This is a genomic window from Paraburkholderia sp. Cy-641, from assembly GCF_011752945.1.
Classification (GTDB): domain Bacteria; phylum Pseudomonadota; class Gammaproteobacteria; order Burkholderiales; family Burkholderiaceae; genus Paraburkholderia.
The window spans coordinates 127,157-147,516 of record NZ_VWWM01000015.1; the positions used below are offsets into that span (position 1 = coordinate 127,157).

Consider the following 20,360-nt stretch of genomic DNA (forward strand, 5'->3'; position numbering starts at 1 on the left):
GTCGGCGACGTGCAGCGACGTGGCCGGCATCCTCGGAAAAGTCGCTTATTCAAAAGTCGCCTGTTCGGCATGGCTCGAACGGGCGACTTTTTTTTCTTTCTATTTTGTTTCGGATTGCTGGTCAATGAAAGGGGATTGTTTGCTGCAACAGCCGGTCCCGTTGCCGGTGCAACGCGGTCTTCGTGTTTCGATCGAATGCTTCGGATTCTTTAATTATTGCGGTTGTGTGGCAGGCAACATTTTGTTGCAAATTGATTTCCACGCGGCGAGGCGCGATTCCTCGCATTTTCGTACGAAAGCATTAAACAAGGAGACACAATGTCCAGCCAGAGAATTGGAAACTCGCCGTCGACAACGGCGCGGTCGATTGAACAGCAATCTAGCATTCCCGAACAGAACAGGAAGCCCGTCGAGAATATTCCGCCCCGGCGTTCCGGAGGGAATGCCATCATGGGCGCGCTTGGCAGCATAAAAAGCGCGTTCTCTCGCGAGTCGAAGGGGGCGCGCAACGAAGGTCTGAGCATGCCGCAACGTAGCGAGGCCAGGGACGGCGCGGTCGAGATGGCGGCGACGAAGCGGTTCCCCGACGGCAGCACGCGGACATTGCGGTTTCGTGCGCCTTTGCAGCAGTCCGCGCTTGAATCGCCGTCCAATGTGGAGACCAACAGCTATCAGTTTCCCGAATTGATCGGCAGGAACGGCAAGCCGAGCTGGTCGGATTCCCATTTCCATCCGACCAACTATGTTCAGCAGGGCATGAGCCCGGAGCAGATGCTGAAGATGATGGACGAGGCTGGCGTGCATCGCAGCGTGCTGATGCCGATTCCCACCGACGCGGCACCCTGCGGGAACCCCGATCACAATCATATTCCGCCTGAATCGTATTACGTGCCGTCGAGCGATACGAACATCACGCGCCCCGAGATGATGGACGGTGGCCTCGCGCGACTCTCGAAGAAGGCTCATCTGATCCTGAACCAGCAGGTCGATGCGGACACCGCGTTGTTCATGAACATGGCAAAACTGAGCGATGCCCAGCGCGATCGTCTCGATCCGATGATTACGGGGCTGCATCTCGGTTCGCCGCTCAGCGCCCAGGCATTGCTGTTCAAGCTGGCGCACCACAAGGGCATGTTTACCGGCGTGGGCGAGGTCACGATCCACAAGGAGCTGGTGGAGAATCAATACGAGGGCGCGCGCCAGGCGAACCTGACCGACAACATCCAGTCGTTCAAGAACATCGTCGCCACGGCGGGGGTGGCCGGCCTGCCGGTGGTGCTGCATTGCGACGTCGATTCGCTCGACAATCAGCGGACTCGCAGCGAGCAGGGCCAGGCTCTCGATGCGCCGGCACACTTCGAGAATCTCAGGAAGCTGTTCAAATCTCCGGAAGTAAAGGACACGACGCTGATCTGGGCACACTTCGGCGGCATCGGCCGTTTCGTGGCCAAACCGAAGGATCATGCGAACAATCTTCGCCGCGTTCTCGAAGACCCGGACATGAAGCACGTGAACATCGACATATCGTGGTCGCGCGTGGCCGAGCAGATCGTCAACCAGCAGGGCGAGGACGGCAATTTCCTGCTCGATGCCAAGGGCAAGCAGATTCCCGACAAGGAGTCGATCGAGGCGTTCGCTGGATTGATCCGCGATTTTCCGACCCGCTTCGTTTTCGGTTCGGATGCGCTGAATCCTCGGGAAACGGGCACCTGGACGCAGACCGCCGAACTCTACAAGCCGCTGTTCGCTAAACTCGATCAGCCGACGATGGATGCGCTGTCGACGGGCAACTACGACCGCCTGATTACGGCCGCGCGTCCGAAGGTTCGGGCATTCGAGACCTACGCCCTCACCGACGAATTTATGCAGAACGGGCTGCGCGCGAGCGAGAATCGCCTGAACGACGGGCCTCATATCGATCCGGATGCGCTGCGAGCACACCGGGACGCGGCTTTCGCGGCGGCGGGCGTGGATCTGAACGGCGACAGGAAGGTGTCCGGCGACGATACTGCATCGGAATCCTGATAGTCAGGACGCGTCGGCTCGGCGCGCCTCGCGCGCCGAGCCGACATCGCATGGGCCGTACCGGCCGCCGAATCTTTCCTATCCGCTTTTGCGCGACAGGGCGACGAAGTTCGGAACGCCCTGATTGCCTGAGGGCAACGGCATTTCGTCCTTGCGGCCGTCGCGATAGATCACCGCGCTGTAGACCGACCGGCCGCCGTCGAGATTGATGGACCACGGCAATGCCCTGGAATGCCAGGTTTTGTTGAAGCGCTCGATGCGCGCCATGATCGCGGAGAGCTCCGGCAGGGTCGCGCCGTCTCCCTGTGCGCCGCGGACCTTCGCGGTGACCGATACCATGCGCACGGCATCCCAGTGCGCGCTGTCGTCCGGCTTAGGATGACCCACCGCGGGTGGTGCCTCGTAGGTGTTCATGCCGCGGCCGATGCCGTACGGCATCGAGAGCGCGGTGCGCGGATTCGGGTGGTTCGCGTGATGCAGGCCGCCGGGCCTGCTGACGCTCTCGCCATACTGGAATCGCATCTCGGCGAGCTTGTCCTCGCGGAATTTCCGCATGCCGTTTTCCGACAATATCGGGCCGCTGTGGAACGACGTGCTGCCGAAATCGACCTTCGCGTACTCGTCGGCATATTGCGGGTCGATCGTCACCGACGGGCGCGACACCTTGAGGTACTTCGCCTCGCCGATGGCCGCGCTCTGGCGCTGGCCCCGATCGGCGTCGTCGTTGTGGTTGTAGAACGTGCCGTTGGTTAGCGCGTGAAGCGGCGACGTCTCGAGATGCGTGCCGCCGAACAGCGCCTGCGTGTTGACGCCATCCGGCTTCTGGACCGGATACCGCCGGCTGTCGCCGCCGACGAGATTCGCCTCGAAGGCGTTCGGATCGACGGCCATGTAGTGCATCGTCTTCGGGAACGTCGTATGCAGATGCGCGAAGCCGAGGCTGGCGAACAGTTTCTTGTCGCCGTGAATGTCGACGCTGACCACGTCGTCCTTCTGCCGCACGCGGACCTTGCGCCGCTGCAACGCGCCACGTATCGAAGCCTGCAGCGAGACGACGCGCCGCTTCGCGTCGGCCGGCAGCGAGGGCTCGAGCGGCCAGCCGCCCGTTATGCCGTGCTGTGGACCGAGCACGCGGATCAGCCGTTCGAGAATCTTTTTGTCGATCGAAGCCGATAACGACACTCGTGCCGCGCTCAGCGGCATGAGGCGCACGCTTTGGGACTGGATGCCCATATCGCGTGGCGTGCCGCCGATGCGGCGTGCCAGATAGAAACGCGCCTTGCTCGTGCTGCGTTCGAAGTCGCCCAGCAGGTCGGTCAGCTCAATGTGCAGGCCAGTCTTTTCGTAGGTTCGCCGCACGGCATTCTCGGCGGGAGACAGCTCGGGCGCGCGCTTGCCTTTCGGCAGCGTATGGTCGTAGCCGCCCGCGTGATCGAGCGGTTCGACGGTCCAGATGCGTCCGTCCGGCTCGACCACGATGGCGCCGGACGCATCGTCCTTGTTGGGGACCGACTGGAAGCGCGGCTCGGCGAATGTCACGGAGGAGCGTGCGGCGTGCCGCCATCCGGTTGCGTCGGTGGGCGCCGTCCAGCTCGACAACGGCGTGCCGTTCAGCGATGGCGGCAGCGCTCCGCGCGGCACGAATACGGCCGACGCCGACGCGTTGCTCCACGTATCGGGCGCGCTGGGTCGAACCGGATTGCTGATGAATGCGACCTCGCGGCCGTCAGTGTGGAAATGCGTGAGGGCGCGCTTCAGGATCGCCTTGTCGACCGGCCGGTCCGGCTGGTCCAATGCCGTCGACGCGGCTTCGGGCGGCATCAGCTTCACGCTTTGCGACTCCCATCCCATGTCGGCCGGGGTGCCGCCCGTGCGGCGCGCGAGGTAGTAGCGGGCGCGGCTCGTATCGCGGTCGAAGTCGCCGACGAAGCCGATGATCTGCACGCGCAGCCCGGTTTCCTCGAAGGCTTCGCGTGCGGCATTCTGGGCGAACGAGCCGGACTCGCGATCGGCTTCACCCTTCGGAAACAGCAGCGTGTAGTTGCCGAAGTGGTTGGTCGGCTCGGTGAACCAGATCCGTCCGTCCGGCTCGCAGATCACGACGCCGGCGCCGCTCCTCAAGCCGGGTTTCGGCGTGAATGACGGTTCCCGGAGTTGGCTGGACGCGACGTTGAGCGCCGCCCAGCCGCTCGCGGTGGCGGGTGCGCTCCAGCGCTGCAGCGCGATGCCGTTGAGCGTCGCGGGCACCTTGCCGTCGGGCACGAAGGTCGCCGTTCGTTGCGGGTCCGCCCAGCTCGTTGCGGCGCTCGGCAGTGTCGGCGTATTGATCAGCACCCTGTTGCCGCGCTCGTCCTTGCGCGGATGGAACAGTCGCGTGAGATCCGCGAGGATCGAGCGGTCGACGTCGCGGTTCAGCAGATCCGCCAGGGCCGTCAGCGGCGCGAGGCGCACGCTCTGCGATTCCCAGCTCATTTGCACCGGCGTGCCGCCGACCCGCTTCGCGATGTAGTAGCGCGTCTTGCTCGTGTCGCGCTGGTAATCGCCCAGATAGCCGGTCAGCTCGACGTGCAGGCCGGTTTCCTCGAATACTTCCTTGATCGCGGTTTCGCGGAAATCGAGGGTCGGCTCGCACTGTCCCTTCGGAAAGGTCTGGTGGTAATCGCCGAAATGATTGGTCGGTTCGACGACCCACACGCGCCCGTCCTTTTCGATCACGATCGCGCCGGCGCCGGATTTCCTGCCGGCCGACTGCGCGAAGGCCGGCTCGTTGAATTTCCCGGTCAGCCGGGTCGCGAAGCGTTTCCAGCCATGCGCGTCGCGCGGCGCCTGAACCGCTCCGAAGCCGATTCCGTGCAGTTCCGCCGGCATCGTCTGACGGCTGCCCGGCACCACGACGACCGTGGCATCCGGGCGCCACCACTGCGCGCCGGAAGTCGGCTCGCTCGGGTGGTCGATCACCGCGTAGATGCCGGCCGATTTCGGGCTCGGATGGATGCGGTTCGTGAGCTTGCCGAGCAGGTACTTGTCGATCGGCATGTTGAGCAGACGTTCCGCGTCGGCGAGCAGGGCGAGCTTGAGGCTCTGCGATTCCCATCCCGTCGCGGCCGGCGTGCCGCCGATGCGCTTGCCGACATAGAAGCGCGTACGCGAGGTGGTGCGGTTCACGTCGTCGAGGAATCCGGTCAGCTCCACGACGAGGCCCGTCTCCTCGTAGGCTTCCTTGATCGCGCTCTGGCGCATCGAGAGATTGGCGTCGAGCCTGCCCTTCGGGAACGAATGTTCGTATCGGCCGTGATGATTGGTCGGCTCCGTCAGCCAGATGCGGCCGTCCGCTTCGAGAATCACGACACCGGCCGCCGGCTTCATGCCGCGGGCATCGAATGCCGGCTCGTCGAAATGGCCGGTGTTGCCGAAGTTGCGCCAGGCGTCGCCGCTGGGCGCCTGCACGGGCCTGAACGGCGTCTTGTTCAGTATCGCCGGCGTCGCGCCGCTCGGCGTGAAGGCCAGCATCGCGCCGGGCTTCGCCCAGTCCGCCGGCTTGCTCGGCACCGACGGTTTCTTGATGATGACGACGTGCCCTTCGTCATTGCGCGCGGGGTGAACGTGCTTGCCGACGGCGCCCAGGATCTTCCGGTCGATCGACTGGTTCAGCAGGGCCGGCGCCGCGTCGGGCGTGGCGAGCTTGACGCTCTGCGTCTCCCATCCCATGTCGCAGGGCGTGCCGCTCTTACGCATTGCGAGATAGTAGCGAGTCCGGCTGCTGCTCCGATCGAAGTCGCCGAGGAACGCCGTCAACTCGACTCTCAGGCCGGTTTTCTCGCGTGTTTTTTTCACCGCGTTGGTTTGCATCGAGAGTGTCGAATCGGCCACGCCCTTCGGAAATGTCTGCTGATAGTCGCCGATGTGATTGGTCGGCTCGATGAGCCAGATACGGCCGTCGTGCTCGATAACGATTGTGCCGACCGCGCTCGATTTTTCCGGATGCGGTTGAAACGCCGGCTCGTCGATCCGTTCGGCGATGGCATGCAGGAGCGTCCACGCGTTCGCCGAATTTGGCGCGAACGACGGCTTGAGCGCGATCCCGTTCAGGCTTTCCGGCAGCGCCGCGCCGGGCGTGCAGGTCAGCACGGGCGCGGGCGCGCGCCACGCCTGTGCCGCGCTGGGCACGCCCGGATTCCTGATGATGACGAGCTTGCCGTCGTCGTTCTTGCGCGGATGGAAGTGCGGCAGCCCGCGTTCGAGTTCCTGCACGAGCCGGCGCTTGCGCATGATGAGCCGCCTCGTGAGCGCCAGCCGCTGGGCCGGATCGCCGGGGCCCCTGGCGCAAAGGTTGGCGATTTGCTGGTCCGGAATCCGCTCGATCGCGCGAATCCCTTGCTTCAGTTGCTCCAGGTTGAGCGAGTCGAAGACGCTGGCTGCTTGCGGATTGATCTGCTGGTCGAGCATCGACAGCAGTTCGGACGCCTCGTCGTCGAAACGATCGCCCTTGAGTCCGCCCATCGCGCGGAAGATCAGCGAGCCGCCGACGTCGACGCGTACCGCTCGTCCGGCCGCATCGAGCAGCAGGTTGTCGTATTCGAGCCCGACGACGTCCCAGTTCGCGAGCCAGACGTCGGCTGCGAAGCCGCTGTGCGCGCCGGGCACCTTGCCGCTCTGGAGCGCCGCCGGATTCGTGCGCAGCTTGCCCATGATGCGCGACGCGATCGCGGGCTGGTTCCCGCGAGTGACCATCGCGAGCTGCGGCACCAGGACGTTCGCGGCGCGATAAAGCTCGGCCGCGAGCCATTCGTTGCGCGAGAAATCTTCCGACTGGGACGACTTCACGTACCACTCGGTGCCGATGCCGTCGACGAAGCGGCCACCCTTGTTGCTGCCGGCCTGTTTGCCGACCTGCGGCCAGTTGTCGGTCGCGACGAGCCGGGAGCGGTCGGCGGCGGCCTTGCCGAACGCACTGATATGCACGACGAGACGGTTCTTGGCATCGGTCGACGTCCCGGTGATTTCGTAGCGATTGGTCACGTCGAGCACGATTTCGTGCTCGCTGTGCGTCTCTTGCGGCAGCGTGCTGATAGCAAAAGCGACACCGCGCGCGCCAGCCAGCTCGCCTCGATCTCCGAAAAGACTCAGATGCATGAGCACCGGTTGCAGGCCGCGTTCCGGCTTCGACTCCTTCGCTGCGAAGTTTTTCGCGACGCCCGTCAACGTCGACACGCTGGCGATGCCGTGGCCGAGGCGATAGGTGCCGTCCGCGTTCTGGAACCCGTGGAGCAGGCTGTGCGCGAACCGGCGGCTCGCGATGCCGGTCGGCTGGGCGAGAATTTCGCCGACCAGCGCCGGCGTCAGTCCAACGCCGCGAAACACCTCCTTCACGCCGTTGGCGGGAACGAGTTGCACCGAATAAAGCGGGATCGCGTCGCGAATCGCGCGTTTCGTTTCCGGGTTGACCTGTACGCCGAAATATTGCGCGATCAGGTTCGCAAAATCGACTCCGTCCGTGGAGTGCAACTGACTCTCGAACCGTGCGGCGAGCGCGAGTTCCTCCTGGGTCCTGAAATGCCGTAACGTCGTCGTCGAGCCGGGTGCGGAGCGGCCTCGCGACACGAAATTGCTGACCTTGTTGCACCGCTCCGGGACGCGCAGCAAACCTTCCAGCGGACCGACGATCGCGTTGGCGGGGACCACGACCGGCCTGTCGGTCGGATGCGCGACAGGCGGCGTCGCGGTGGCGGGCGGCGTGTTCGCGTGGACGGCGTGGTTGAGCGTTGCCGAGGAAAACGGCGCTATGTTCCGTGGCATGCGAATCGCCCCTTGCCATGACGACTTCGGTTGAGATGGTCGGCCGCCTCGTTGCTCGCGGTGCCGCTCCACGCGTGTGCGATCGTCGCTCAATGGCCGAATGGACGATACGTCGCCGACACTCTATGCGGGTTGCCGGCGGCGTCGGAATACGGCACGAAACAACGTTGCGATTTGCGAATGCGGCTTGTCGCGGTACTTGTGCGAGGCCCGAACCGTCACGGTCGCCATTGGGCCTCGCGAGCCGCGCCCCGCCTCGCGTACTGACGAATGCGTGTCCCGTCAGACTGCGTCCTCGGCCGCCGACAGCGAGGTGCCGCGTTGCGGCGCAGCGCGCCGGCGCAGGCTCGTGACGGCATCGCTTGCGCCGTTCACCATGGTGTCGAGCGTGCCCGGCACGCTGTGTAACGTTTGCGCGGCAGTGCCGCCGGCGTGGCCGATGCCCGTCAGCACCGCGTTCGCGACGCTCGACACGCCGCCGCCGAGCGCCCCGCCGACCGCGTCGATGGCCGCACCCGCCTGCTTCGCGAGTCCGTCCGCCGAGATAGCCGCCGAGGTCAACGCCGGAAACACGGCGGCGGACGTCGCCGTCTGCACACCCTGCCTGATCGCGGCCGTGGCGGTTGGCGACAGGCCGTGTTGCGCGGCGAGCTTCGCCGCCGCGGTGACGGCGGCGCTGACCGCGCCGAAGCCGCCGCCGAGCACCGCGCCTTTCGCAAGATTGGCGGGGTCCAGCAGCGATTGCGCGGCGCTCGTCGCACTCGTCGCGACGTCGAGCGGAATCCGCGCGAGCCGGCCGAGCCCGTTCGCTGCCGCGCCGGACCACGTCGCCTGCTTCAGGCTCTGGTACTGATCGCGCCAGTCCGCGCGCGCGAGCAGGTATTCGGGGCCGACGCGGTGGTGCTGTTGGTCCAGCCAGTGTTTCGCCAGCGCGTTGGCGCCGCCCGCCATCGGAGAGCCGACCGCCGACATCCACAGATCGACGCGGGCCGCGAGCGGCGCCCCCCTGAAATGCGTGAGCGCCACATCGGTCGCCGTGCGCGCGAGGTTGCGCAGGCTGAACGTCTGGATCGCGACGCCTGCTTCGACGTGCGCCCGCAGCGGGCTCGGCGCGCTGTTCGTCTTCATGTCCCGCATCACCGCGGCGCGTTCGGCATCGGCGTTGGCGTTGGCATCGTCAGCGGCGGCAGGGTGGCCGGCGGGCGGGTCGGACGGCGCGGACAGCCACTGCGTATCCGAGAGCGCGTTGCGCAGCAGCCGTTCGCCGGCGGAGTCGAACGCCTGGGACACGACGCCGCCCATCGCGCCGTTCTCGAACGGCGTCTTCGCGAACGCGGTCAGTACCGGCGCGGCGTCCTCGACCAGCGTCGCGGCGCCGAACGGCACCGAGCCGAGGAAGCCCGACGCGGTTCGCGCGAGCGCGTCCATGCGGCTCGCCTTCGTGAAGACCGCCGCGACCGATTCGGCCGTCTCGCCCATCTCGTCCAGTTGCCGTGCGCGGTTCTCGACCAGCCTGTCGATCATGGCGTCGTTGCCGTTCTTCCGGTGCGGCGCGAAATAGCCGGCGAGGAGCGTGTGCAGTTGTCGCGAGCCGGGCGTGGCTGCGTCCACCGGCGCTGCTTCGCGGGCCGCCGCGACAGGCGTGCTGCGCGGGATCGCCGGCGCGGCGTCGAGGGGCGCGGCGCCCGGGCGAGGCCGGGCCGTGAGCGTCGACAGCGTATCGAGGGCAGCCGGCATCGACGACGGCCGGGAGCGGGTCGCGGCCGCTGCTCGGGATGCATTCGTTTGGGACGGCTTCTCGCCGCCGGTCGCCGAACTGCCGGGGTAGGGAGTGCTGTGCCGCCGCGGCGAGCCGATGCCGTTGTCCATGGTGTCTCCGTATTTGATTGATGGCCTTGTCCGATACAAGGCATATGGCACAACGTTATGCAGTCCTTTTCGACGACCGGATAACCCGCGCGAAGTATCGGCCGACAACGCGAACTTGCCGGCATCGCCGTGGCCGGCCGTCCACCCGGCAACCCGCGCCGCCATCTTCGCCCCGCGATCGATTCGTTCGCATCGGAAGCACGATGGCGCGGCGGATGCCGGAAACTCGGCGTCAAGGGGATGTCCCTGCGGTACGAGCGTGAATCCGGCCGCAATGCACTCGACGGCCGCGCGTCGTCGACGCGCACTTTTTGATTACAGCACTCCAAGCAAACGAGGAAATCGTGACTGACACAGGATGCAGGGACGACGTAGCCAGCGGCCTCACGAAAGTATTGTGGACGGCGTCGCAACTCGACAATGAATCGGACTTCGAGGATCTGCTCGATGCCATTCGCGTGTTGCGGCCGAAGTGGTCGGGCGTCGGCACGGTGGCCGCGTGGCGCTACGTGCGGCGGCAGAAATGGATGGACGCGCGCCGCGTGCTGGAAGACGAGGACGAGCAGATCAAGCGCTCCGGGCTGCACGCGGCGCTGATGGCGCTCTGCCTGTTCGGCCTCGAAGACCCGCTGTGGCACAGCTACGCGCGCATGGCCGCGGAGCAGCGCGAGAGCCCGGACGCGGCGCGCATCGGCTTCCGGCTGCTCGAACGCGCGGCGAAATCCGACCTGCGCGCCGCACCCGAACCGACACCCGAGCCTGCCGTCAGTCAGACGGCTTCAGCAGGACAGGATACCGCCGGGTTCTCGGCCGGGATGTCGTGGGTTCGTGCGTAAACCCGCGTCGTCGCGTGCCGCGAGTCAGTTCGCATTTCCAGCGCGATGTTCGCACCGGAGAGCGAGAAACCGAAATCGCGCTCATAGACTGGATTCGCTGGGAAGTAATCGTAAAACCTTCTTGACCTCACCTCACAGGCAGAAAACATCATGATTTCGAACACCACGTTTCAGAATTACCCGACCGATCCGACTCTCTATCTGAACGCCCTGAAGCAGCAGGCGGCGAACGGCGGTGGCGACCAGCAAACGTTGATTCAGGACCTGATCCAGGAACTGAGCCAGATGCTGCAGCAGATGCAGAACGCCGGTTCCGGCGCGGCGCCGTCGATGCCGGCCATGCCGTCGGCCATGACGCCGAACGGTGCGGCGCCGACGACCGGCGGTGCGATGCCGGCGCAAACGGGCGGCGCGATGCCGTCGACGATGGGTGGCGCCCAGCCGGCCACGGGTGGGATGACGGCGCAGAACGCATCGGGCGTGCTCGCGTCGTACATGGACCAGAACAACATCGGCGCGACCGATCCGGACGCGATGTACCAGCTCGCGACGAACGCGAACGGCAGCACGCCGCCGATGGTCCAGCAGGCGGCGCAGTACATGATGGCGAACCCGAGCGTCTACCAGCAGATCGAAACGCACGACGTGGCGGGCACCGACGGCAAGTCGGCCGCCAGCAACTTCCGGTGGGCGGCCCAGGGCGGCCTCGGCCAGGCCGGTAACGTGCCGGCCGGCGGCACGGGCGCGGCGGCTCCCGCGTATGCGATGCCGCCGCAGACGGGCGGCGTCCCGATGGCTTCGGGCGGGATGGGGTATCCGGTGTCGCCGCAGGCAGGTGGTGTCCCGATGGCCTCGGGCGGTATGGGGTACCCGGTGCAGCCGCAGATGGGCGGAATGATGGCACAGCCGCCTGCGTATTCGATGCCGCCGCAAGCGGGCACCTCGGGCGACCTCACCGCCGACGGCAAGCCGCTGCAGCAGGCGGGCGAAAGCCAGGCGCTGTCGGCGTTCAGCCAGCAGGACCCGGCCGGCTTCCAGGCGTTCGAGAGCGCGCTGTCCCACGGCGACGGCAACACCGCGACGCACGTACTCGCGAACTCGATCAGCTCGGGCAAGATCAGCACGGGAACGGGCTCGGCGCTCGGCTCGCAGCTGCAGCAGACCGCGAACCAGCACGGCGGTGGCAAGATCAACAGCGACGCACGCAACGCGCTGAAGAACGCGCTCGGCGGCGACGATGTGCTGACCCCGGGCAAGACGCGCGGCACGATCGCGTTCGAGCACCTGACCGGCATCAACACCAGCAGCATCCTCGGTGTGAGCACGCAGTAAGCGACGCCGACCGGCGGCCGGCGACCGGTCGCCCAACCCGGATCACGAGATACGGCCGCATCGCCCGAACGGGCGGTGCGGCCGTATTGCTTTTCCGCTTCGGCGCCGTGTGCCGGTATCTGGCATTCGCGGCATTTGCGGCACTCTCGGCATCCGGCACGATCGGGCAGGGCATCGCATGACGCGGCACCGCCGCGCCGCGCGCAAAGACGGAAGCGGCAACGGGAACGGCATCATGGAAATGAAAACGGAAACGCTCGGGGCCGTCACCGGCATCCCGAGCGTTTTTGCGTTCATGCGCCGCGGCCAATGGCCAGCGGCAAAGAAGCGGACCTAGCCGCGCATCTGAAGCCGCGCCGCCGCGCTGAACGGGCTCCATTCGAGCAATGCGACGAAGCCGTCGGCCACGGCGACCACGATCCAGCGATGGTACTGATGGACGATCTGTCCCGGCGGGTAGTCGTGCGCCGCTTGCCACGCCATCGCGCGCCGTACGTGGACCTTCGTGCCGAACAGCGGCGCGAGGCATTCGACCTGGCCGAGCGCGCGCACGATACGCATCGCATCCGCGACGGGCCGTGTGAAGTCGAGCGTGCGCTCGCTTTCCTCGAGCTTCGGCCAGTAGCTGCTGTGCTGCTGCGGCCGGCTGTCGTGCCAGAGCCGCTCGAAGTCGCGCGCGACCCGCGACGCGAGGCGGCCGGCCGCCATCTGCAGCTTCAGCTGCAGCGCCTCGTGCCATTCGTCGGCATCGAGCGGGAAGGTCTCGGCCGCGAGCACGTTGCCGGCGTCGAACTCGGCGTCGAGGCGATGGCAGCTGATGCCCCATGCGCGCCGGTCGTCGAGGATCGCGCGCATCACCGGGTACGGCCCGCGGCCTTCGGGCAGCGGCGACGGATGGAAGTTCATTGCGTAGCGCAGGTGCCCGCGCCAGTCGGGGATGCGCCAGTCGTAGCCGGAGACGACGAGCGCATCGCAACCTTGCGATGCAAGCCAGCGCAGATCGTCGTCGTCGATTCGCGACAGCCGCGCGGGAATGCGCAGTTTGGCCGCGCGCTCGACCATCTCGCTGTTGAATTCGGTCTGGTTGTCGACGGGAATCGTGTAGAGCGCGACCGGCTCCCAGCCGGCCGCGACGAAGGTATCGAAGACGACGCGCCAGCGGTCGAAGCCGGCAAATGCGAATCGCATGGTGGATGCTCCTCGAAGGCAGCGATGGACGAATACGGCATGACCTCTCAGCGTAGCCGTCCGGCGCGTCGCGCCGCGTCCGTCATCCGAACTGTTGTCGTCGGCCGCGAATCTGGCGGCGACGCTCGTGCGATTGCTTCGCGCCATGGCATCGATATTCGTAAGTTCCGGCGATCGATGCGGATTGGGTCTGCAGACTAGGTTGTCGTCAACATCGAATTCAAGGTATCCATGCGAATCCAATCCGGCTCCCCTGCATACGCTCGGCATCAGGACACGCAGCCCTCGACGCCGACCGGAACAGACCACCGCGCGGCGCATAGAGAGGGAGGAGCAACTATGCCCGTATCAAGCAGATGTTCGATACCCAGATGAGGAAACGCCATGTGATCCGGGCCGACGAGCGAAACATGACCGATGACGAAAAGGTCGTCGCGAAACTGATTGAGCCTGGATATTCCCGCTATCAGGACGCGATGCGAGCCCCGAAGGATGGGATCGAGACCAAAAAAACGCTGATCGAATGTGCGCAGATCGTCGAGAGTCTTGCGCGAGCCCACGCTGAGTCTGAGACGAGTCGCGAGCGCTATGCCACGGTCTTTCCTGGCGGTGCAAAGCATCCGGATCAACTGGTCAAGGGGCGCGAATACACGGAGCCGGGCGTTGTCTTCGTCGGTGGCGAGCGTCGTGGCGATGACGGTTATCGAATGGAAATCACGCTGAAGAAGGGCATTCCCGTCGATGCGCGAGACCTGTATGGTCACAGGGGCGATAACGACAAAAAACTGCAGTGGCTGACGCTCCCCGGTGCGAAGTTCCGTTTTGACGGTGTGAGCGGAAGCGGAGCGGAGAAAAACAGGACTTACCGGTTCACGCAGATAAATCGTTGAACGAGCGTGGGGCGGTTGAGGAATGCGGCAACCGCCCCGGCCATCCGGCTCATATTATTCGGAGCACGAAAAAATCCCGCCTCGACGAATCGGGCGGGGTGAATCCGGGCTGGACAACCCGGAGTACGTGACCGGCTTTAGAGCCCCTGGCTCAGGAACTCCTCGGCGTACTTGTTGCGGTTCGACATTTCCGGATCGGTTGCCTGTTCGTAGTCCTTGTCCCAGACGAGCGCCGCCTGTTCGGCCGTGGACGTGCCCTTGATGTCCGTGATCGTCTTGCTGTAGTCGGTCTTCAGTTCCTGGTCCATGAAGCCGAGGTTGGCTTGCAGGCTGCCCGGATCGAGACCGTGCTGCTGCGCGTAGTCGATTTCGCCCTGCTTGCGCGGACCGCCCCACTGGGCGAGACCCCAGCCGTTGTTGTTGTCGTCCGCGAAGTTGCTCGACGGGGCGCCCGTCGCGCCGCCCTGGTTGACGTTGCCTTGCAGGCCGCTTTCCTGTTGCAGATTGCCGAGCACGCCGGCGGCCTGCGTTGCCGTCAGGCCGAAGGTCTGTTCGAGGTTTTGCGTGATCGCCTGTGCGGCGCTGCCGCCCGACACGTTCGGCACGCTGCCGCCGCTGCTACTGCCGCCACCACCGCCACCGCTCGAAGGTGCTCCGACCGCCGGCGTGGCGCCGCTGCCCGATGGGCCACCGCCGCCACCGCCACTGCCGCCGCCACCCGTCGGCGGTGGCGCGAAGGACTGCGGCTGGGGCATCGACGCAGGCGGCGTCGATCCGATGCCGCTCGGGCCGCTGCCCGAGTCGTCCGAACCGCCGTTCATCTGCATGAGGATCTGCTGCAGTTCCTGGATCAGTGCTTCGAGGAACTGTTCGAGCTGACTGTTATCCGTGCCGCCGACCCCGCCGAGGTCGGTCATGAAGGGGGACACGCTCCCCTGAATTGCCGTCGTGGACATGCTCATCTCCGTATCGCAATGTGCCGGTTGCGTGACCGAACCTCATCGGCCTCCGGTATCGACGACTGTAGGGCCGATCGGCTGACCGGACCTAGGCGACACGAAGTTGGCTGCGAATAGGCGAAGCAGGCGATTGCGGCGCGCGAGGAAACCGGCGGATGCGAAGCGCGGTGCATACCGGCTTCGCAATTTTGTTCGCGACGTCGCGTCGGGAGAGTGGCGTTCGCGACGAAACGCCTACTCTTCAGAGGCATTTCCCGATGCGCTCCGCGTAGGTGGGGTGCGGAAGCCGTATAGCCTGGTCATCGCTTCCTGATCGACGGTGACGGATCTCGTAATTTCACAGAAGGAGCCGAATCATGGTAGCTACAGTTAAAGGCGCTGGCGATTCATTTAGCCATCTCCCTACCACCCGGGAAGTTCCGGGACAAAAACGCACACCGCCTCCAGTGCCGCCCCGGCGGGGAAGCAATGCGCAGATGGATGGGCTCAGCGGTCTCGGCCCGCGTCCGCGGCAGGGGGGGATCGACGATGGTCAGGGTGGCATGGGTAGCGCACCGACGGGGCGTCGGCCGCTCAACAACCCGTTCCTCAATATGTCCAAAGAGCCGCAGGTCATGCACGACATGGGCCAGCGGGCACGCGATATGGGCACGGAAATGGCGAGCGACGCGTTTCATACGTTCGCCCAGCATGCGCCGCTGCCGTTCGCTCCGGCACTCGACTTCGCGGCGAACATGATCTCGCCTACGCCCTTCAGCACGGGCATAGCCGGCGGCCAGCTCAACCAGATGAAACAGCAGCAGCATGAAATGCTGAAGCAGCAGACGGAGATGGCCCGTATCAACAACGAAAATACGCTCAACGCGGCGCTGATCCAGCAGAGCCAGGCGCTGACGGGCGCGCTTGCATCGGTCGCGAATGCCGGCGTCAACAACATCAAGGACGCGGCGAAGGGGCAATAAGCGAAGGTGGTGCTCGGGCCGCATGGCCCGAATTCACCACCATCGCCGTTGCCGAACACCCGATTCGCGAAATCATGGCCCGCAGGCAGCGCCTGCGGGTTTTCTGGTTTACGTCGCCGGATCGCGCCGTCGAATTCCCTGTACGTCGTGCATCGCGCCGCGCATCGTTGTATTTGCCAATCCGCTTTGCTACGCCGTCATCGATCGCCGCATCGATACCTATCGGCTTCCACAAAGACGAATGCTTCGCGATACGAAGCATTCGGTCCGATTCGCGTCGTACGGCCACGGCACGAACGCCGCGGCACGCGCCTCGCTCGGCCTCATTCGTCCAGCGCCGGCGGCACGTTCGACAGGCGCAAGACGAGCGATTTGATCGAGTGCGCGTAGCGATCGCGCTCGGCCGGTGTTTCCGAGTGATAGGCGCCGACCGCCGCCCAGGTGTTGCCGTACTTGACCATCATCTTGTGCAGCCGCCACGCGGCGACGTAGACGCTCGAACACGGGTTCATCAGGTCCTGCTGCGAGACGCCGTAGTGCGCGAGCGTCGGCAGATGGACGGAATTGATCTGCATCATTCCATAGTCGGTCGAGCCGTTCGTGTTGCGATGGATCGCCGTGGCCTTGCCGTGCGATTCCTGCCACGCGATTGCGCGCAGCACGAGCGGGCTGACGTGCTGGTACGACGCGGCGGACGCGAAGCAGTCGGGCGCGGCCCGCGCTTCGGGGCTCGAGGCGAGGACAGAAAGGAGCGCCAGTTGCAGCGCACGAGGTGGTTTGAACATGGTGGGATTCCGGATCGGGGATGACAGGAAAGAGGCGGGGCACGGCGAGCAGGACGACGGAAATATCGCCATGGGAATGACACGGCGCGGGCATCGCGCCCAGCCCGCCGAAACGAAACGCCGACCGCTCATGCGCGTGTCGCGCTGGGCCGGTCGGCGTTGTCGTCGTCGCCGCACGCGGACGTGCGGACGGAAATCAGCGGCCCATCGTTTGCGACGGCGCTTCCTCGAACACGCGGCGGTAGCCGTTGATCAGCGTCGAGCGATGACGCACGCCCCACTTGTGCGCGACGTCGAGCACGCGCGTGACCGGCGTGTCGTCGTCGAGCAGGTCGTCGCGGATTCGCTCCATCCGCTGGCGGCGGATCAGTTCGCTCGGCGACAGTCCGAGATGGTTCTTGAACGCGGCCTGGATCGCGCGCTCGGTCACGCCGATGTGCGACGCGACTTCGCGGACCGACAGATCCTTCTGGTCGAGGTTGTCCATCAGGTAGCGGTACGCGCGGCGGTACTTCGCCGGCAGCCGCGCGCTGACGTCGTCGGAACGCGGTGCGGCGCGGTCGGCCTTCGCCGCGTCGGCCGGCGCGCCCGACATGGACTGGTTATCGGTGCGCACGTGCTGGATCGATGCGAGCGCGTAGCGGCCGTAGTAGTGCGAGAACTCCTGCGTGCGCATCTGCTGCTGCATCACCTTCGCGCGGCAGTACAGATAGTCGAGATACCAGCGCGCGTGCTGCGTGCCTTGCGATGCGGCCGCGCCCGAGGCGTCGAGCATCGATTCGGCGAGCGGCCGGACCTGGCCGGCGATCGCCGCGAGCGTGATTTCGAGGCACAGGCTGCGGTGGTAGTCGGCGAGCCCGGACTTGCGGCTCCAGTTCAGGTGCTCGTGCAACTCGTCGCCGCCGATCGCGCCGCCTTCGGCGAGCGAGAGCAGATGGCGCAGATGCGCGAGGCGTCCGGCGAGCAGCGGCAGCGCCGTGCCTTCCGGCGCGCTGCCGCGCACCGGCGCTTCGGCGATATCGAACTCGGTCAGCACCGAGCGCCAGTAGATGTGGTCGGCGAGCCGCTCGGCGCCATGCAGCTCGTGCTGCGCGAACAGATCGCGGCGGATCGCCTCGACCACGTAGATCCAGCGGCGATCGTCGTGCGCGGCGGCGAGTTCGGCGAGCTTCGCGAGACGGCCGCATGCGGAGCGCACGCAGCCCAGATGAAACGACACGAGCGTCGCACCGACGAGCGCGTCGAGACGCTGGCGCGGCGTCGCGGCCTTTTCCTCGCCGATGCGCTTGAAGCAGCTCAGCGCCACGTTGAACTGGTTGCGGAAGAACGCCAGCCAGCCGGTGTTGCGGCACGAGGCAATGCGCAGGCCGTCGCGATCGTGGCGAATCGCCTTCTGCGCGCGGCGATGGGTTTCCTCGGCTTCCTCGTGGCGGCCGAGCGCCAGTTCGAGATCGCCGTGGATCTGCAGGTTCGCATGCGAGGGTTGCGCGTGGCCGGCATCGGTGTCCACGAGTTGAGCGGCGGCGTGCGATGCCTCGATGAGATGGCCGTCGAGAATCTTCGAGACGACGTTCGAGGGCGTGTCGTCCGAGGCGAGGGCGGAGGATGCTGCGAAGTAGACCGTCGAGAACATGGCGGGCTCCTGACTCAATGATTGGAGAAGAGATGCGACGTGAAGCAGTGAGTGCATCTTTTCATCGCGAGCCGGTTTCGACGCGAGTTTGTGATGGTCTGTTACGTTCCGCCCCGCGGGCCGGAATTCGGCCGGCGCCGAATCGGACGGTTGTTTTTTTATTAGCCCTGGCTATTCGATATTCGCATGATTGATATACGATTTGTTAATGCCTTATTTTATGGCGATTTTCATAGTATTGGTAATACTATGATGCCGAAAACGGCAACGGTCTTTTCTCTCAGGAGATATAAAGAATGCCAATCATTGTGATATAAAAAAATAATCAATATGAATTCGGCAAGATATGCAAGACTGCTGACTCTAGCCGATCCCGTCGCCCAAGGAATTTTTGGATTTCCCTTTTTATTTCAATTTTATTTCATCGCGCAATTTTTTTCGGCTGGATTGCGAAAATCGGGGCAAGCGGAATTACAGGACACGTGCCGGTCATCGGCGCGATGCTCTTAGAGTGGAAATCACAGTGTCATCAATCAAAGCGGAATGCCATCGACACCCGCGCGATGCGGCGCGTCTGCGTGTCGCATCGAAGCGGTGGAATGGAGCACTCGGCGTGCGGATTGCAATATCGGCATGCGGCGTATTGCTCCTGTGCGGCATCGCCCATGCGTCCGGCTCGCAGGTAATCGTCGACGGCGGCGAACGGATGGGCGACGTCGTGCATCAGGGCGGCCATGACGTGTCGATGCTGCGCGCGCTCGAACAGATCGTGCCGCGTACTTATAGCGTGATGGTGCCGAACGCAGGCGAGTGGGCCGATAAGCCCGTCAGCTGGCGTGCCGGCTCGGTGGTGCGCGCGCTCGGCGACATCCTCTCGGTGGACCCGTCGCTGCAGGCGCGGGTGAACACCGATCTGCACGTCGTGACCGTCGCGCAGGACCCGCGCCACGCCGGCAAGCCGCACGGCGCGGCGGAGATGCATGCGGACGCCGCCGAATGGTCGCCGCAAAACGCGCCTGTTCATTTCGCGGCAAACGTTGCCGCATCGGCCACGCCGCCGGTATCGGCACCGCCGGTCGCGCCGCTTGTGCCGGCACGGCCGATGACGCTGGTCCGTGCCGATGCGAATGCGAACGGCAAACCGGATGCCGATGCGGGCGTGCCGATTCCGCGCGTGCAGGAGTCCGTCGTCGCCGAGGCACCCGCTGCGGTGCCGTCGCGTCCAGCATCATCGATCGCGACGTATAATACAAATGATGCTAAACACATAGTAACGACAACACCTGTTGCGGCGACCTCCATCCCGATGGAACCCGCCGCAATGCCGCTCGTGCCCGTAGCCGTCTCATCCACACCAGCATCCGCACCGCTTGCCGCAACACCGTCGGACGAAGCCGCCGCCGCGCCGCCGGCCGGCCAGATGGAGTGGCAGATGCGCACCTCGGACGGCTCGGTCCGCAACGCGCTCGCGCGCTGGGCGAACGAGGCGGGCTGGCAGTTCATCTGGGACGTGCCGACCGATTTCGCCGTCGATGCGACGGCCACGATCCACGGCACGCTGCAAGAGGCGCTGAGTCAGGTTACCGATGCGCTGTCGTCGTCGCAGGTACCGATACAGGTGGTTCTCTATACGCGCAACCGGGTATTGCGTGTCGTCGCCAAGGGAGCGAATTCATGAGCAGGCTGTATTTCCATGTCGCAGCCGCTGTCGCGTGCGTGGCACTCGCAAGCGGATGCACGGGGCTCATGGGGCAGCTCGACCGCAGCACGCGGAGCGACCTCGGACAGGCCGACAAGCTGCTCGGCCAGACCGCGTCGGGCAACAACCGCGCGGTCGCGGGTGACGACGTGATCGTCAAGGACCAGCTGTGGCTGTCCGGCAAGACGATGAAGATCGCCGCTCAATCGACGCTGCCGAAGCTGTTCGACGAGCCCGCCAGCTTCGACGGCACGGTCGATTCGCTGCGCGCTTTCGCGGATCGCGTGTCGCGTCTCGCGCGGGTGCCGGCAAAGGTCGCGCACGGCGCCGACGATGCCGCCGCGCGCGCGTCGTCGGTGGGCGCCGCGGCCGGCAGCACGCTGCCG

General features: G+C 65.4%; 14 protein-coding genes and 1 pseudogene. 9 read left to right on the top strand and 6 right to left on the bottom strand.

Annotated features, from left to right (window positions below; genetic code table 11):
- The first annotated feature begins 19 nt into the window (after positions 1-19).
- Positions 20-472: a hypothetical protein gene (locus F3J20_RS10310; RefSeq protein ID WP_167283320.1), complete on the top strand. Its 453-nt coding sequence runs from the start codon at positions 20-22 to the stop codon at positions 470-472.
- Between the two features lie 50 nt (positions 473-522).
- Positions 523-2,025 carry a hypothetical protein gene (locus tag F3J20_RS10315; RefSeq protein ID WP_167283321.1) on the top strand — a complete coding sequence of 501 codons (1,503 nt, stop codon included), beginning with the start codon at positions 523-525 and terminating at the stop codon, positions 2,023-2,025.
- Positions 2,026-2,103: 78 nt separating this feature from the next.
- On the opposite strand, the gene F3J20_RS10320 is transcribed toward F3J20_RS10315, so the two are convergent.
- Together F3J20_RS10320 and F3J20_RS10325 are read right to left on the bottom strand one after the other, a co-directional pair.
- A complete protein-coding gene (locus tag F3J20_RS10320) occupies positions 2,104-7,821 on the bottom strand; it encodes an NUDIX hydrolase (protein ID WP_167283322.1) in 5,718 nt (1,905 codons plus the stop codon).
- 282 nt (positions 7,822-8,103) lie between these two features.
- On the bottom strand, positions 8,104-9,690 hold the full coding sequence (locus tag F3J20_RS10325; RefSeq protein WP_167044138.1) for a hypothetical protein: 1,587 nt from the start codon (positions 9,688-9,690) through the stop codon (positions 8,104-8,106).
- 344 nt (positions 9,691-10,034) lie between these two features.
- On the opposite strand from F3J20_RS10325, the gene F3J20_RS10330 reads away from it, so the two are divergent.
- The 3 genes from F3J20_RS10330 to F3J20_RS10340 all read left to right on the top strand — a co-directional run bounded on the left by F3J20_RS10330 (position 10,035) and on the right by F3J20_RS10340 (position 12,195).
- Positions 10,035-10,526 carry an HrpB1 family type III secretion system apparatus protein gene (locus tag F3J20_RS10330; RefSeq protein ID WP_167044136.1) on the top strand — a complete coding sequence of 164 codons (492 nt, stop codon included), beginning with the start codon at positions 10,035-10,037 and terminating at the stop codon, positions 10,524-10,526.
- Positions 10,527-10,676: 150 nt separating this feature from the next.
- Positions 10,677-11,858, top strand: coding sequence for a hypothetical protein (locus tag F3J20_RS10335; RefSeq protein WP_167283323.1), 1,182 nt, complete (start codon positions 10,677-10,679; stop codon positions 11,856-11,858).
- A 178-nt stretch (positions 11,859-12,036) separates the two neighbouring features.
- Entirely contained in the window at positions 12,037-12,195 is a 159-nt protein-coding gene (locus F3J20_RS10340) for a hypothetical protein (RefSeq protein ID WP_167283324.1), read from the top strand.
- Here F3J20_RS10340 and F3J20_RS10345 read toward each other — a convergent pair.
- On the bottom strand, positions 12,192-13,046 hold the full coding sequence (locus F3J20_RS10345) for a formyltransferase family protein (protein ID WP_167044131.1): 855 nt from the start codon (positions 13,044-13,046) through the stop codon (positions 12,192-12,194). The two genes, F3J20_RS10340 and F3J20_RS10345, sit on opposite strands and share 4 nt — an antisense overlap.
- Before the next feature lie 410 nt (positions 13,047-13,456).
- On the opposite strand from F3J20_RS10345, the gene F3J20_RS10350 reads away from it, so the two are divergent.
- Positions 13,457-13,936: a hypothetical protein gene (locus F3J20_RS10350; RefSeq protein WP_167044128.1), complete on the top strand. Its 480-nt coding sequence runs from the start codon at positions 13,457-13,459 to the stop codon at positions 13,934-13,936.
- A 137-nt stretch (positions 13,937-14,073) separates the two neighbouring features.
- Here the strand turns inward: F3J20_RS10350 and F3J20_RS10355 are convergent, their stop codons facing one another.
- Positions 14,074-14,892, bottom strand: coding sequence for a phage tail tip lysozyme (locus F3J20_RS10355; protein ID WP_167044126.1), 819 nt, complete (start codon positions 14,890-14,892; stop codon positions 14,074-14,076).
- A gap of 359 nt (positions 14,893-15,251) precedes the next feature.
- Between F3J20_RS10355 and F3J20_RS10360 the strand changes: the two genes are divergently transcribed.
- Complete coding sequence (locus F3J20_RS10360; RefSeq protein ID WP_167283288.1) at positions 15,252-15,857, top strand: hypothetical protein; 606 nt, start codon at positions 15,252-15,254, stop codon at positions 15,855-15,857.
- Between the two features lie 323 nt (positions 15,858-16,180).
- Here F3J20_RS10360 and F3J20_RS10365 read toward each other — a convergent pair whose 3' ends face one another.
- The gene (locus F3J20_RS10365) at positions 16,181-16,642 is read right to left on the bottom strand and encodes a lytic transglycosylase domain-containing protein (protein ID WP_205193005.1); all 462 of its coding nucleotides are present in this window, start codon (positions 16,640-16,642) and stop codon (positions 16,181-16,183) included.
- Positions 16,643-16,838: 196 nt separating this feature from the next.
- Complete coding sequence (locus F3J20_RS10370; protein WP_167044121.1) at positions 16,839-18,275, bottom strand: helix-turn-helix transcriptional regulator; 1,437 nt, start codon at positions 18,273-18,275, stop codon at positions 16,839-16,841.
- 613 nt (positions 18,276-18,888) lie between these two features.
- Between F3J20_RS10370 and F3J20_RS10375 the strand changes: the two genes are divergently transcribed.
- Together F3J20_RS10375 and F3J20_RS10380 are read left to right on the top strand one after the other, a co-directional pair.
- A complete protein-coding gene (locus F3J20_RS10375; protein WP_345889858.1) occupies positions 18,889-19,953 on the top strand; it encodes a TcpQ domain-containing protein in 1,065 nt (354 codons plus the stop codon).
- A pseudogene (locus F3J20_RS10380) lies at positions 19,950-20,360 on the top strand (PilN family type IVB pilus formation outer membrane protein); the annotation flags it as partial. The gene F3J20_RS10375 and the pseudogene F3J20_RS10380, both read left to right, overlap by 4 nt.

Coding starts and splice junctions, on each gene's coding strand:
- F3J20_RS10350 (WP_167044128.1), top strand. CDS start 13,457: ATGACCGATGACGAAAAGGTCGTCGCGAAACTGATTGAGCCTGGATAT.
- F3J20_RS10370 (WP_167044121.1), bottom strand. CDS start 18,275: ATGTTCTCGACGGTCTACTTCGCAGCATCCTCCGCCCTCGCCTCGGAC.
- F3J20_RS10320 (WP_167283322.1), bottom strand. CDS start 7,821: ATGCCACGGAACATAGCGCCGTTTTCCTCGGCAACGCTCAACCACGCC.
- F3J20_RS10315 (WP_167283321.1), top strand. CDS start 523: ATGCCGCAACGTAGCGAGGCCAGGGACGGCGCGGTCGAGATGGCGGCG.
- F3J20_RS10335 (WP_167283323.1), top strand. CDS start 10,677: ATGATTTCGAACACCACGTTTCAGAATTACCCGACCGATCCGACTCTC.
- F3J20_RS10355 (WP_167044126.1), bottom strand. CDS start 14,892: ATGTCCACGACGGCAATTCAGGGGAGCGTGTCCCCCTTCATGACCGAC.
- F3J20_RS10345 (WP_167044131.1), bottom strand. CDS start 13,046: ATGCGATTCGCATTTGCCGGCTTCGACCGCTGGCGCGTCGTCTTCGAT.
- F3J20_RS10365 (WP_205193005.1), bottom strand. CDS start 16,642: ATGTTCAAACCACCTCGTGCGCTGCAACTGGCGCTCCTTTCTGTCCTC.
- F3J20_RS10360 (WP_167283288.1), top strand. CDS start 15,252: ATGGTAGCTACAGTTAAAGGCGCTGGCGATTCATTTAGCCATCTCCCT.
- F3J20_RS10340 (WP_167283324.1), top strand. CDS start 12,037: ATGACGCGGCACCGCCGCGCCGCGCGCAAAGACGGAAGCGGCAACGGG.
- F3J20_RS10325 (WP_167044138.1), bottom strand. CDS start 9,690: ATGGACAACGGCATCGGCTCGCCGCGGCGGCACAGCACTCCCTACCCC.